This window comes from Acidocella sp. (assembly GCF_013044125.1).
In the GTDB taxonomy this organism is placed as follows: domain Bacteria; phylum Pseudomonadota; class Alphaproteobacteria; order Acetobacterales; family Acetobacteraceae; genus Acidocella.
In genome coordinates this window covers 1-12,047 of the sequence record NZ_JABEVC010000084.1, presented here as the reverse complement: position 1 = coordinate 12,047, position 12,047 = coordinate 1, and the positions used below count along the sequence as shown (strand labels likewise).

Genomic DNA, 12,047 nt, shown 5'->3' with positions numbered 1-12,047 from the left:
GCCCTGATGCGGGCAGTGTCTGCGTGTTCGGGCGCGATGTGCTGGCTGACCCGCTGGGCGCCAAGGCGATCATGGCCTGGCTGCCCGACGAGCCGCTGCTCTATGACCGGCTGAGCCCGATGGAATATCTTGAATTTGTCGCCGGGCTGTGGCGGGTGGACCCGGTGGTGGCCAAAGCCCGCGCAAAGGCGCTGCTGGAGACGCTGGGGCTGTGGGCGCACCGGTTTGAGCGTTGCGAGGGGTTTTCGCGCGGGATGAAGCAGAAAACCCTGCTGGCGGGGGCGCTGATCCACGAGCCGCGATTTTTGTTGCTGGATGAGCCGTTCACCGGGCTGGACGCCGCCTCCGCCCGGTTGGTGAAGGAGATACTCCAGGCGCGTGTGCGGGCGGGCGCGGCGGTTATACTCACCACGCATATCCTGGATGTCGCCGAGCGGCTGGCGGCGCGGATCGGGATTATCGCCGGCGGGCGGTTGCTGGCGGAAGGCGATCTGGCGGCGCTGCAACGCCAGGCCGGGGTGGCGCACGGCTCGCTGGAGGATGTGTTTCTGCAGCTGACGGCGCCCTGATGTTCCGCCCGGCCGGATTCGCCTGGCTGCTGGTGCGTGAGGGGCGTGTGCTCTGGCGCGGTTCCATTTTGGTGCGCACGCATAAATATGTGCTGGCGCCGGTGCTCGTTGTCGGCCTCATGTTCCAAGGCGCCGCGCTGGCCCTGGCGGCGCAGATCGTGCGCCATCCGCTGCCGCCGGGGCAGATGGTGCTGGTGGCGAATCTTAATCTGTTTTTCTTCTTCTGGCTGATGCTTTCGCGCGCCATGACATCGGCGATCGACGTGCTGTACAGGCGCGGGGATGTGGATTTTCTGCTGGCCTCGCCAATTCCGCCGGGGCGGGTGCTGGCGGTGCGCATGCTGGGCGTGGCGGGCAGCGTGGCCGCGCCCTGGCTGCTGCTGGGCGGCGTGCTGGCGAATGCGCTGGCGGTTTATGGCCAGACCTGGGCGCTGGCAATTTACCCGATGCTGTTGGCCGAGGGGCTGGTGGTGGCGGCGCTGGCCTTTACGCTGGTGGTGCTGCTGGCCGGATGGACGGGGCCAAAACGGGCTCGCCGGGCCGGGCACATGCTGGCCCTGGTGGCCGGTGTTTTCATATTCGCGCTCGGGCAGGCGCCGCGCTTCATGTCCCCCGCCGCCTTGGGGCGTTTCTGGCAGGCGCTGTTGCCGGCCGGGGATGCGCGGGGGCTCCGCTACGTTTTTGCCAACGGGCTGCTCGGGCAACCCTGGGCGCTGGCTCTGAGCATTGGTTTCAGCGGCGCGGTATTCGGGCTCGTCTGGGCCGCGCTGGACGGACGTTTCGCCTCAGGCGCCATAACCGCCGCCGCCTACCGCCCCGGCGGCAGCGCGGCGCGCCAGGGCGGGGCGTTCCGCGCCAGCCCGTTTGCCGCCGTGCTGATGAAAAACCTGCGCCTGCTCACGCGATTTCCTGGTGTGGTGACGCAGACGGTGTATCGCTCGCTGACGCTGGTGCCGGTGGTGATGATCCTGGCCGGCAGGCTGCGGGTGGGCGGCGGGGTGGAGGTGGTGGCGCCGCTGCTGGTGTTTCTCACAGGCCAGCTGGCGCTGTTCTTCATCTCGGTCATGGTGGGGTCTGATGAATCACCGGAGCTGGCGGCCAGCGCGCCGGTGGCGCCTGTCTTGCTGCGGCGCGGAGTGCTGGCGGCGGCGGGTTATGCCACGCTGGTGCTGATGGCGCTGCCGGTCATCGGCGTGCTGGCGCGCGACGCCGCCTTGCTGGCGGATCTGCTGCCAGGCATGGCGGGCGCGCTGGCGAGCAATCTGGCGCTTGGCCTGCGCCTGCCAATTCCTCTGATGCGGGCTGATTTTGGCAAGGCTCAGACCGGCACGGTGCTGGGGCTGATCCTGGGCGTGGGCGTGAGCAGCGCGTGGTCGCTCGCGGTGTGGCTGTTGGTGGCGCCGCACGCGCTTGGCTGGCTGTTGCCGGGGTAGGCGTAGAGCGTGATTGCCTTGCGTCAATCACGCTCTACCTTTATTTTTCAATCAATTTAGCGCGCGCCGCCCACCAACCCGCGCTAGTACCCTGCGTCATGAATGACGCAGGGTACTAGGCGACAGGCACGTTATCCAGCAGGCGGACATGGCCGAGCTTGGCGGCGGCGATCAGCCTGGCCGGTTGGGCCAGGGCGGCCAGCGGCTCCAGCGAATGCGCATGCACCAGCGCCACATAATCGGGCACCATCCCGGCCGCCGCCATGTCGTGCCGGGCATTATGGAGTGTCGCCGCAACGTCCTTGCCGGTCACGATTTGCGTTGCCGCCTTGGTCAGCGCCGCGTAGAGCGCGGGAGCCGCGGCGCGTTCGGGCGGCAGCAGAAAACGGTTGCGCGAGGAGAGGGCGAGGCCGTCGGCGTCGCGGGCGATTGGCACCGGGACGATCTTCACGGGCAACAGCAGGTCTTCCACCATTCGCAAGACCACCTGCACCTGCTGCCAGTCCTTCTCGCCGAAATACGCGGCGGCCGGGCGGATCTGGCCGAACAGCTTGGCGACCACCGTGGCGACGCCGGCGAAATGCGTCGGGCGGGCCGCACCCTCCCAGCGCGTGGCCGGGCCTGCAACGTGGATGGTGGTGGCGGCGTGCGCCGGGTACATGGTGGGGACATCTGGCAGCCAGACCAGATCGCAGCCGGAGGCTTCCAACTGGGCGAGATCGCCCGCCTCATCACGCGGGTAGCGGTTATAGTCCTCGTTCGGGCCAAACTGCGCCGGGTTGACAAAGATGCTGGCCACCACCGCCCGCCCGCCGGTCTTGGCCGCCTCCAGCAATGATAAATGCCCGCGGTGCAACGCGCCCATGGTTGGCACGAAGGCGGTTTCTCCCATGGTTTTGGTGGCCGCTTGCAGCTCTGTCAGGGTCCGGGCGATTTTCATACCCGGCGGTTTTGACGATTTTGCGTCGCGCGTCCAGTGCCGCGCATGACTGTTTGAGCAACGCCACTTTGCAGTGGGGGCCGCAGCGGCTATCTCGGGAGCATGAGCGCAGAGACAAAAGCATGGGTGCGGGCGGAGCAGAAACGCGGAAAGGCGGCCGCGCGCCTGCCGGTTCTATTGGGGGCAGGGCAGGTGGCGCTTGGCATCGGCCAGGCCTGGTGCGCCGCCTATCTGCTGGCAGCCGTGCTGCATCTGGCGCAGCGCGGGCTGCTGGTTGCACTTTATGCCACGGGGTTCATCGCTTTTGCCGCCTTGCGCGCGGCGGCCGGCATGCAGGCGGAGCGGCTGGGTTTCGAGCGTGGGGCGGCAGCGCGGCGGCGGCTGCGCAACACGGTGTTGTCCACAATTCTGGCGCTGGGCCCTGTGGGCTTGCGCGGCAAGCACTCAGGCGAGCTCGCCGCCACGGCGGTGGACCGGGTGGAGGCCATGGAGGGCCTGCACGCGCGCTGGATACCTGCAACCGCGCTGGCGGTGATCGGCCCGGCGCTGGTGGGGCTGGTGGTGCTGTGGGTGGATTGGCGCGCGGGCGCGGTGCTGCTCGGCGCCGGGCTGCTGGTGCCCTTTGCCATGGCGGTGGCCGGAATTGGCGCGGGTGTGGCCGCCAAACGGCAGTTTATCGCCCTCACGCGGTTGCAAACCCGCTTTCTGGACCGGATTCGCGGTATTTCCACCATTGTTCTGGCCGGGCGCGCGGCTGATGAGGCAAACGCCCTGGCGGCGGCGGCGCGCGAGTTGCGCCAGCGCACCATGCGCGTGCTGCGCGTGGCGTTTCTCTCCTCCACGGCGCTGGACCTGGCGGCGGCGGCGGCGCTGGTTATCATTGTATTGCGTTTCGCCGGGCCGCTGCGCCACGATCACGCTTTAGCGCCCACGGCCTTGTTCGTTCTGCTGCTGGTGCCGGAATTCTTCGCGCCGCTGCGGGCGTTCTCCGCCGTGTATGCAGACCGCATGGCCGCCGAGGCTGTGGCCGACGCGTTTTGCGCGCTGCCGGCGCCGCCAGCCCAGGTGCCCGCCGCGGAGATCCGCAGCGTCGCCGCGAACGGGTTGACCCTGGCGTTCGAGGATGTCTCCTTCACCTGGGATCGCGCGCGCGGTCCGGTGCTGGAACATCTCTCCTTCCGCGCCGCCAGCGGGGAGATATTGCTGCTCACCGGCGCCTCCGGCGCTGGGAAATCGACCGTCATGGATCTGATCCTCGGCTTCATCGCGCCCGATTCCGGCCGGGTGACCATCAACAGCGTCGACCTGCCGGAGCTGGTCCCCGCCGCGCGCACCAAAATGCTGGCCTGGATCGGCCAGAAGCCGATGATTTTCGCGGGCACCATCGAGGAGAACATTCGCTTCGCCCGGCCCGAGGCGGCGGGCGAGGAAGTCGCCGAGGCGATCCGCAACGCGCAGCTCTCCGAGCTGATAGATGCGCTGCCCGAGGGCATTAAAACGCCGCTGGGCGAGGGCGGGTTTGGCCTTTCGGGCGGGCAGGCGCAGCGCATCGCCATTGCCCGCGCGTTTCTGAAGGATGCGCCCCTGCTGCTGCTCGATGAGCCGACCGCGCATCTCGACCCCGCGGTGGAGCGCGAGGTGCTGGAGAGCATCAAGCGGCTGGCCACCGGGCGGACCGTGATCATGGCCACGCATTCGGCCATTGCGGTGGAGTTCGCGCGTAATTCCGGGGCCAAGCGGCTGGATCTGGACTCGCTGCGCCATGCGCGCAAGCGCGAGGTGTTGGCATGAGCCCGGTATCGCGGATCTTCCTTCTGTGGCGGCGCCAGAAAGGATGGATGCTCCTCGGCGCGGCGCTGTTCGTGGCGGCGCTGGCGGCGGGGCTGGCGCTCATGGGGGCATCAGGCCGTTATATCGCGCTCTCCCTGCTGGGCGGCGGGGTGCTGGTGCCGGCGGTGCTGCAATATATTGGCGCGGCGCGGGTTGTGCTGCGTTATCTGGAGCGTGTCTTCACGCATGAGGCGACGTTCCGCGCCCTGGCGGGGCTGCGCATCTGGCTGTTTACCGGCCTCGCGCGCAGCGCCGCCGGGGGGCTGGGCTACCGCCGCGCGGGCGATGCGCTGGCCCGGCTGGTTAATGATGTCGACGCGCTGGACGGTTTGTTCCTGCGGATTTTCCTGCCCCTGCTGGGCGCCGTGCTGCTTACCCCCGTGCTGGCGGTGCTACTTTGGCGCGCGCAACCCTGGGCGCTGGTTGTGCTTCTGCCGTTTGGGTTTGTCGCGTTCTATCTGCCTGTGCTGGCGGCGCGGGCGGCGGGGCAAAACGGTGTTCGCGCGGGGCTGGCTATGTCGGGTCTGCGCAGCGCCGCGCTGGATGCGCTCTCGGGCCTGCGTGAGGTGAAGATTTATGCCGCCGAGGGGCGGATGCTCGCCGCCGTGCAGGCGCGCGAGGCCGCGTATCTGGCGGCGCAGCGCGAGCTGGCGGGGCAGACCAGCGCGCTCAACGCCCTGGCCTATTTCGTCGCGCAGGCGGGGCTGCTGCTGGCGATGCTCATCGGCCTGGCCGGGGCGCCGGTGTTTGCCGTCATTGTTGTTTTCGTGCTCATCACGGTGTTTGAGACCGTGCTCGGCCTGCCGCGCGCAGGCTTGCTTTACGGACAGGCGCGCGCCGCCGCCGCCCGGGTGGTGCAAGCCGCGACCTCACCGCCGCAGGTGCCCGAGCCGGCCACCCCCGCGCCGATGCCCGCCGGCAACGCGATTGCCTTCGAGCATGTCAGCTTCCGCTACGCCGATGACCTGCCCTTCGTGTTCGAGAATCTCTCGCTGCAACTGCCGGCCGGGTCGCGCACCGCCATCCTTGGCCCCTCGGGTGCGGGAAAATCCACCATCGCGGCGCTCTTGCTCAAGCTCGTGGCCCCGTTGCGCGGGCAGATACGTCTGGGCACGGCGGATCTTGCCGCGCTGCCGTCCGAGGCGGTGCGCCACCGGATCGCGTATCTCGGCCAGACCACGCATTTGTTCGCTGATACCATCCGCAACAATTTGTTGCTGGGCGACCCCGTGGCGAGCGAGGAAAAGCTATGGGCGGCGCTGGAGGCAGCGCAGCTGGCGCAAACCATCATGAGCCTGCCCGAGGGGTTGGATACCTGGCTGGGCGAGGGCGGGCAGAATCTCTCCGGCGGCCAGGGGCGCCGGCTCGCGCTGGCGCGCACGCTGCTCTCCGAGGCGCCGATCCTTTTGCTGGACGAACCCTGCGCCGGGCTGGATGCCGATACCGAGACCGAGTTCATGAAGGTGCTCAACACCGCCACACAGGGCCGCACCGTGTTGCTGATTGCTCATCGCCTCACCGGAGCGGAACAGCTTGATCGTATCTGGCGGCTGACCGGTGGCATGCTGATGGCGGCGGCGGGTTGAGCGCGCGCGGCGGAAAAAAATCTTGAAGCGCGAAAAAATCTTCCTATAATACTTATTGCCTGGACGCCTCACCGAGGGTCCGGGCAATCGCCTAACCGGTTTGCCAGATGGGAGCCGGAAAACATTTTAACCTTGCTTGCTTCAGGAGGTTTCCTCATGACTTATGATTTTGCGCCCTTATTCCGCACCGCGATCGGCTTTGACCGTCTGGCCCGGCTGGCCGACACCATTCCGCAGGACGCGGGGGCTTACCCACCTTACAATATTGAGAAAACCGGCGAGGAATCCTACCGCCTCAGTCTTGCGGTCGCGGGATTCTCGGCGGAGGATATTGAGTTGACGGTGAAGGATAACGCGCTGATCGTTGCCGGCCGGCTGGCTGAAACCGCGGCGAAGGGCGAGTTCCTGCATCGCGGCATCGCGGCGCGCGCGTTCACCCGCCGGTTTGTGTTGGCTGACCACATGGTTGTGGAAGGCGCTGATATCGCTAACGGGCTTTTGCATGTGGCGATCCGGCGCGTGGTGCCGGAATCGGCGAAGCCGCGCCGCATCGCGGTTGTCGATTCCACCAAGGCGGCCAGCGCTGCGGTGGAACTGCCGCAGGCGGCGTAATCAGGGTGGAGGGGGCTTGCGCCCCCTCTATTTTGGAACCGCAACTAGATCAGTGCCGATAAAAGTCGGGATTGCGAGCAGAAGCTGGCCATGGTGCATCACGGTCAGCGTCGGTCCTGGCTGCAAACTCTTGAAATATGGTGCGTAGAACGCGCTGATTTTTGTGGCGTTGCCTGGCATCGCGATAAGCAGGACGTTTTTTCCCAGCAACGAGGATGGCGGCGCGCTATCACCGAATTCATGCGGATCTGAGCCGAAAACCGTAACAATGGTGGAACGGCCGCGCAGGGCGTAGCCGATTTTTCCCGCGTCATACCAGCGCAAGGTTGCCACCGCATTGATGCCGGGTGGAATTTCAGGGGCGATTGAATCCCAGTCCACCACCTGCAGCAAGGGCGATTTTCCTGGTTTGGCGGGGATCGTGGAATCAGGGATCACGTCGAAGGTTACCTCGGCGGCGATCAGCATGGCGGCGCTTGCCAGCAGCAAGGCCGAAAATATGGCGGCCCCATTGCGCCAGCGCGGGCGCCATCCGGCGGCCCAGTGGCCGAGCATTGGCAGCAGCAGTAAATATCCGGGCGCCGCCCAATGATAGAGGATGCGGGTGGAGGACCAGATACCGACCACCGAGAACAGCACCACTGGCAAAATCGCCAGGCAGCTCAGCATCCAGCCGCGCCGCTCTGTTGGCCCGCGCCGCAGCGCGCGCAGCAGCAGCCCCATCATCGGCAGCCACAGCCAGGGCAGCACGAACAACGCCTCGCCGCCCCAGATGCTCAATGGCGCGAGCGGATGCAGCCGCAGTCCCAGCGCCCGCCCGCTCTGGTAGTCAAATGACTGCCAGCCGTGCCGCGCGTTCCAGTACAGCACGGGTGTGAACATCAGCACCGCCAGCATGCCCGCCCCCCACGGGGCTGCGCGGCGCAACTGCGGGCGCGCCTTCGGGTCTGTCAGGAGCACGAACACCGCCCCCAGCAGCACCAGCGCGGCGCTGTATTTGCTCAACATCGCCAGCCCGGCGAAAAACCCCGCCGCCGCCCACCAGCGAGGCTGCGGCTCAGCCTCGCCATCGGCCACGCCCAGCGCGCGGCTCAACGCATAGGCCGCGGCCAGCAAGGCGGCGTCCAGAGGGCCATCGGGCAGCACCCAGCTGCCGAAGGCAAGCGAGAACACGGGTGAGATATTATAGGCCACCACCGCCCAAAAGCCCGCCCGCGCGCCGTATAGCCGTGTTGTGAGCAGGTAGAGCAGCCAGGAGGACACGGCCGACAGCATGATGAACGGCAGCCGCACCACAATCGGATCCGCGCTGCCAAACAACCACCGGCTGCCCAGTTCCAGCCACCAGGAGGCCAGGGGATGGTCAAAATACGAGATGGCAAACTGATGGCTGGCCGCCACCATGTAGCTCTCATCAATTCCCAGCCCGGTATAGCGGGCGAAGATAAGGCGCAGTGTGGTGGCCAGCAGCACGACGATGATGGTGTTCTTCATGCCCGTTTGCATGGCGCGGCGTGGCGGGCTTGGCAAGCGGCGGGGCCGGGAACGGAAATTCCAGAAGCGTTGCGCGGGCTGGCCTCAGGAGCCGCTGAACCAGTTGTAGCCCTGATCCTCCCAATAGCCGCCGGGGTAGATGTTGGTAACGGCCAGCTGCATGATGGATTTCGGGTTTTTGAACCCGAGCTTGGTGGGGATGCGCAGGCGCACCGGCGCGCCAAAGGGCGGGGTAAGCGGCGCGCCCAGGAATTTCAGCGCCAGTATGGTTTGCGGGTGCAGGGCGGAGGGCATGTCGATGCTCGAATAATATCCGTCCGCGCATTTGAAGGAAACATAGCGGCAGGTGGTGTCGGCGCCGATGCGGCGCAGGAAATCGCCTAGCGGCACCCCCTCCCATTCGCCGATCACGCGCCAGCCTTCGACGCAGGTGAGCCGGGTGATCTGTGAAGTCTGCGCCAGCGCGTTCAGCGCCGTCAGGCTCCAGGGGGATTTGTCCTGAATCTGGCCGCCGAGTTCGAGCTGGTAAGTTGCTGGGTCCACCACCGGAGCCTGGGAGATGTCATAGAAGGCGTTGAAGCGCGGCGGGTTGGTGACCTGGTCCGCCCGGAAGGTCGGCGCCAGCGTGTGCGGGTCGAACAGCGCCTCCTGCACGCGGTCATTCCAGGCGGACATGGCATGGAGGAATTTATCGGCAATGTCCGGGTGGGCCGGGTCCTCATAGTCGCAGCCGGGCAGGGTACTCACAGCTCCCAGCGCCATGGCGCGAAAGAGCATGGAACGGCGGTTGATATTTTTCACGGCTCGATCCTTCCGCCGGTGATCATGGGGGGCAGCACCTTGGGCACCATGGCGACCAGCAGCAGATGCACCGCGAAAAACCCGGCGATAGCCGTCATCGCGAAAAAATGCACATAGCGGGCGACGACATAACCGCCGCACAGATCGCAGAAAAACCAGAGCTGCACCGGCTTCCAGATCGCCAGGCCGGAGATGACGATGACCACGCCCGCGAACAGCACACCCAGATAGAGCAGTTTTTGCACGGCGTTATAAACGCCGGTTTCGTGCGGAAGTTTGAAGCTGAGGGCGGCGGTGAAATCGCGCCAAACCGCGCGCGGGCTAAGCGGGAAAAATTTGGCGAAATGCCCGCTGGCGGCACTCCAGATGAAATAAACCAGACCATTGAAGACCAGCAGCCACATGAACGCGAGATGCCACGCAATGGCGGCGCCCAGCCATTGGCCGATGGTGATGAGCGGCGGGAAGGTGAAGGCGAACAGCGGCGAGGCGTCATAAATCTGCCAGCCACTGCCAATCATCATCACAATGGCCAGCGCGTTCAGCCAATGCATCAGCCGCAGCGGCCAAGGGTGAATCACCCGGCGTTTTGGTTTCTTTTCAACCATGACACTTCCCCTTGTTTTATCTCCGGCACAGGCTGCACCTGGGGCGGGGTTGCGTCCAGGCATGAAATTGATGCCCAAAGAGCATTGGCCCGTGTTGCCCATGGCGGGGCATACCGCTCTCACCGGAGCTTGTCCGGTCATATAACAGGAGATTTTCCCATGAAGTCACGCATTTTTTCCGCGGCTGTTTGCGCTTTGCTGCTCAGCTCAGGCCCCGCGCTGGCGCAGAGCACCAGCGCCATGAGCAGCAACGCCATGGGCGGCAATACGATGGCGCCCAGCAGCATGAGCAGCAACGCCATGTTGCACGGCACCATGGCGCCGGCTGCTAAAAAGACCGATGCGATGAAGCCGGAGGCAATGAATGCGAAGCCGATGGCGCCGGGCGGCATGTCCAGCAATGGCATGCAGCAATAATCCATTGTCATCGCGCCGGCATGGCGCGATAACCTCGCCAGAGGCGGGAGGGAGGGTCTGAACATCGAAACGCTGACATCCCGCCTCGATGCGCTGCTCGCCAGCCGCCGCCAGAGCGCGGAATGGGACGCGGCGTATCAGGAAATCCTGGTCAGGTTGAACCGGGAGGGGTTTCTCTCCGGCATTGCGCAAACCGGCGCGATGTTTCCTGATTTTGTGCTGCCCAGCGCTGAAGGCAGGCTGGTGGCGCTGGCGGAACAGTTGGCGCGCGGGCCGGTGGTGCTCTCGTTTTTTCGTGGCGAGTGGTGCCCGTTCTGTAAGCTCACGCTCGACGCGCTGAGCGAGGCGCTGCCACGTATCGAGGCGGCCGGGGCAAGCCTGCTGGCGCTGACACCCGAGACCGGCGGGCTGCCGCTGAGCATGAAAACCCGCCATGGCGCGGTGTTCGAGGTGCTGGCGGATGTGGATTTCGGGGTGGGTCTTTCCGCCGGCGTGGTTTTCAAGATTCCAAAACTCTACCGCGCGCGGCTGGATGCCGCGGGGCTGAACTTTCCGCAGCGCCACGGCAACGCCGCCTGGTGCCTGCCGGTGCCGGCCACCTTCATCATCGCGCCGGATGGTTGCATCGCCTGGCGGTTTGTCGATGTTGATTTCACCCACCGCGCGGAACCGGATGGTATATTGGCCGCGCTGAGGCGGATGTAGCGGATGGAACTCGCACAGGTCCGCTATTTCATTACTTTGTGCCGCGCGCTTAATTTTTCGCGCGCGGCGGAACAATGCAATGTCACGCAACCGGCGTTCTCACGCGCCATTCAGCGGCTGGAGGATGAACTCGGCGGCGCGCTTTTGTTCCGTGAACGTCATTTAACCCAACTCACCGAGCTGGGCCGCGCCATGCGCCCGCATCTGGAGACGATGCTGGAAGCTGCCGATGCCGCGGCCGCGCTGGCGCAGGCAAAACGCGGGAGTTTTCAGGCAAGCCTGAAAATTGGCCTTGGCCCCGGCGTGGGCGCTGCCAGCATTGCCGGCGCGGTGCGCGAGGTCACGAAAATGTTGCCGGGTTGCGCGCTGCATTTTGATGAAGCCAGCCCCGCGGCGCTGATTGACGCCATGTTGACCGACCGGCTGGACTGCGCACTGCTGCCCGATGATTGTGATCTGCCCGAGCGGTTGAACCGCTGGCCGCTGTATACCGAAACCGCGGTTGCCGTTCTGCCGGTGGACCACCCGTTGGCCGCACGCAATGCGCTGTGCGGGCGCGATGTGCTGGAGGAGACCATTCTGGTCGGTGACGCCTGCGGCGGTTTCGCGCAAAGTCTTGCGCGGATCAGCGGATTTTCGCTGCGCCTGCAACGCTGCAACGGCGCGGTGGGGCAATTGCTGGACCTTGTGGGCGCGGGTCTCGGCATCGCGTTGCTCTCCGGCCGGCTGGGCATTGCGCCGCCGCTGGTGGCGCGGCGCTTCACGGACCCGGAACTCTCGCGGCGAATTCTGCTTACCGCCGCCGCCGGGCGCCCGCTCAACCCGGCGGCGGCGAGTTTCGTGAAACTCTGCCGCGCTCAGGCGTTTTTATAACCCCGGCGCAGCATGCGTTGCAGCGGCTGGTCCACGTTGAACGCCAGCCAGATCGCCACCGCGTAGATCAGCAGCAGCAACACGCCCTCCACCAGAATGTTAGCGCGCAGATGCGCGGGCAGCAGCGTATCGGCCGCCAGCAGCAGCGGCGAATGCGAAATATACAGCGGATAGGAAAT

The 12,047-nt window shown here is 65.9% G+C and carries 13 protein-coding genes; 8 read left to right on the top strand and 5 right to left on the bottom strand.

Translation table 11 applies throughout. The annotated features are described in order from the left end of the window. Together HKL97_RS05165 and HKL97_RS05160 are read left to right on the top strand one after the other, a co-directional pair. A partial coding sequence (locus HKL97_RS05165) for an ABC transporter ATP-binding protein (protein WP_291423117.1) occupies positions 1-569 on the top strand: 569 nt, incomplete at its 5' end. Further along, positions 569-2,002 carry a hypothetical protein gene (locus HKL97_RS05160; protein WP_291423115.1) on the top strand — a complete coding sequence of 478 codons (1,434 nt, stop codon included), beginning with the start codon at positions 569-571 and terminating at the stop codon, positions 2,000-2,002. The genes HKL97_RS05165 and HKL97_RS05160, both read left to right, overlap by 1 nt. Before the next feature lie 115 nt (positions 2,003-2,117). Here HKL97_RS05160 and panC read toward each other — a convergent pair whose 3' ends face one another. Continuing rightward, positions 2,118-2,942: a pantoate--beta-alanine ligase gene (gene panC, locus HKL97_RS05155; protein ID WP_291423112.1), complete on the bottom strand. Its 825-nt coding sequence runs from the start codon at positions 2,940-2,942 to the stop codon at positions 2,118-2,120. Between the two features lie 102 nt (positions 2,943-3,044). Between panC and cydD the strand changes: the two genes are divergently transcribed. The 3 genes from cydD to HKL97_RS05140 all read left to right on the top strand — a co-directional run bounded on the left by cydD (position 3,045) and on the right by HKL97_RS05140 (position 6,970). Beyond that, complete coding sequence (gene cydD / locus HKL97_RS05150) at positions 3,045-4,733, top strand: thiol reductant ABC exporter subunit CydD (protein WP_291423110.1); 1,689 nt, start codon at positions 3,045-3,047, stop codon at positions 4,731-4,733. Beyond that, on the top strand, positions 4,730-6,358 hold the full coding sequence (gene cydC / locus HKL97_RS05145; protein ID WP_291423109.1) for a thiol reductant ABC exporter subunit CydC: 1,629 nt from the start codon (positions 4,730-4,732) through the stop codon (positions 6,356-6,358). Before cydD ends, cydC begins: the two co-directional genes overlap by 4 nt. A gap of 156 nt (positions 6,359-6,514) precedes the next feature. Then, positions 6,515-6,970 carry an Hsp20 family protein gene (locus HKL97_RS05140; RefSeq protein ID WP_291423107.1) on the top strand — a complete coding sequence of 152 codons (456 nt, stop codon included), beginning with the start codon at positions 6,515-6,517 and terminating at the stop codon, positions 6,968-6,970. A gap of 27 nt (positions 6,971-6,997) precedes the next feature. Here the strand turns inward: HKL97_RS05140 and HKL97_RS05135 are convergent, their stop codons facing one another. The 3 genes from HKL97_RS05135 to HKL97_RS05125 all read right to left on the bottom strand — a co-directional run bounded on the left by HKL97_RS05135 (position 6,998) and on the right by HKL97_RS05125 (position 9,873). Beyond that, a complete protein-coding gene (locus tag HKL97_RS05135; RefSeq protein ID WP_291423104.1) occupies positions 6,998-8,464 on the bottom strand; it encodes a glycosyltransferase family 39 protein in 1,467 nt (488 codons plus the stop codon). An 84-nt stretch (positions 8,465-8,548) separates the two neighbouring features. Further along, positions 8,549-9,265, bottom strand: coding sequence for a molybdopterin-dependent oxidoreductase (locus HKL97_RS05130; RefSeq protein ID WP_291423102.1), 717 nt, complete (start codon positions 9,263-9,265; stop codon positions 8,549-8,551). Beyond that, complete coding sequence (locus HKL97_RS05125) at positions 9,262-9,873, bottom strand: cytochrome b/b6 domain-containing protein (RefSeq protein ID WP_291423100.1); 612 nt, start codon at positions 9,871-9,873, stop codon at positions 9,262-9,264. The genes HKL97_RS05130 and HKL97_RS05125 overlap by 4 nt, the downstream gene beginning before the upstream one ends. Positions 9,874-10,032: 159 nt before the next feature. Here HKL97_RS05125 and HKL97_RS05120 point away from each other — a divergent pair, with 159 nt between their 5' ends. The 3 genes from HKL97_RS05120 to HKL97_RS05110 all read left to right on the top strand — a co-directional run bounded on the left by HKL97_RS05120 (position 10,033) and on the right by HKL97_RS05110 (position 11,868). Next, positions 10,033-10,290: a hypothetical protein gene (locus HKL97_RS05120; protein ID WP_291423099.1), complete on the top strand. Its 258-nt coding sequence runs from the start codon at positions 10,033-10,035 to the stop codon at positions 10,288-10,290. Positions 10,291-10,446: 156 nt separating this feature from the next. Then, positions 10,447-10,995: a peroxiredoxin-like family protein gene (locus HKL97_RS05115; RefSeq protein WP_291423096.1), complete on the top strand. Its 549-nt coding sequence runs from the start codon at positions 10,447-10,449 to the stop codon at positions 10,993-10,995. A gap of 3 nt (positions 10,996-10,998) precedes the next feature. Continuing rightward, positions 10,999-11,868: a LysR family transcriptional regulator gene (locus HKL97_RS05110; protein WP_291423094.1), complete on the top strand. Its 870-nt coding sequence runs from the start codon at positions 10,999-11,001 to the stop codon at positions 11,866-11,868. Here the strand turns inward: HKL97_RS05110 and HKL97_RS05105 are convergent. Beyond that, positions 11,853-12,047: hypothetical protein (locus HKL97_RS05105; RefSeq protein ID WP_291423092.1), on the bottom strand; the 195-nt coding region annotated here is incomplete at its 5' end. The genes HKL97_RS05110 and HKL97_RS05105 overlap by 16 nt on opposite strands.

Coding starts and splice junctions, on each gene's coding strand:
- HKL97_RS05160 (WP_291423115.1), top strand. CDS start 569: ATGTTCCGCCCGGCCGGATTCGCCTGGCTGCTGGTGCGTGAGGGGCGT.
- panC (WP_291423112.1), bottom strand. CDS start 2,942: ATGAAAATCGCCCGGACCCTGACAGAGCTGCAAGCGGCCACCAAAACC.
- cydD (WP_291423110.1), top strand. CDS start 3,045: ATGAGCGCAGAGACAAAAGCATGGGTGCGGGCGGAGCAGAAACGCGGA.
- cydC (WP_291423109.1), top strand. CDS start 4,730: ATGAGCCCGGTATCGCGGATCTTCCTTCTGTGGCGGCGCCAGAAAGGA.
- HKL97_RS05140 (WP_291423107.1), top strand. CDS start 6,515: ATGACTTATGATTTTGCGCCCTTATTCCGCACCGCGATCGGCTTTGAC.
- HKL97_RS05135 (WP_291423104.1), bottom strand. CDS start 8,464: ATGAAGAACACCATCATCGTCGTGCTGCTGGCCACCACACTGCGCCTT.
- HKL97_RS05125 (WP_291423100.1), bottom strand. CDS start 9,873: ATGGTTGAAAAGAAACCAAAACGCCGGGTGATTCACCCTTGGCCGCTG.
- HKL97_RS05120 (WP_291423099.1), top strand. CDS start 10,033: ATGAAGTCACGCATTTTTTCCGCGGCTGTTTGCGCTTTGCTGCTCAGC.
- HKL97_RS05110 (WP_291423094.1), top strand. CDS start 10,999: ATGGAACTCGCACAGGTCCGCTATTTCATTACTTTGTGCCGCGCGCTT.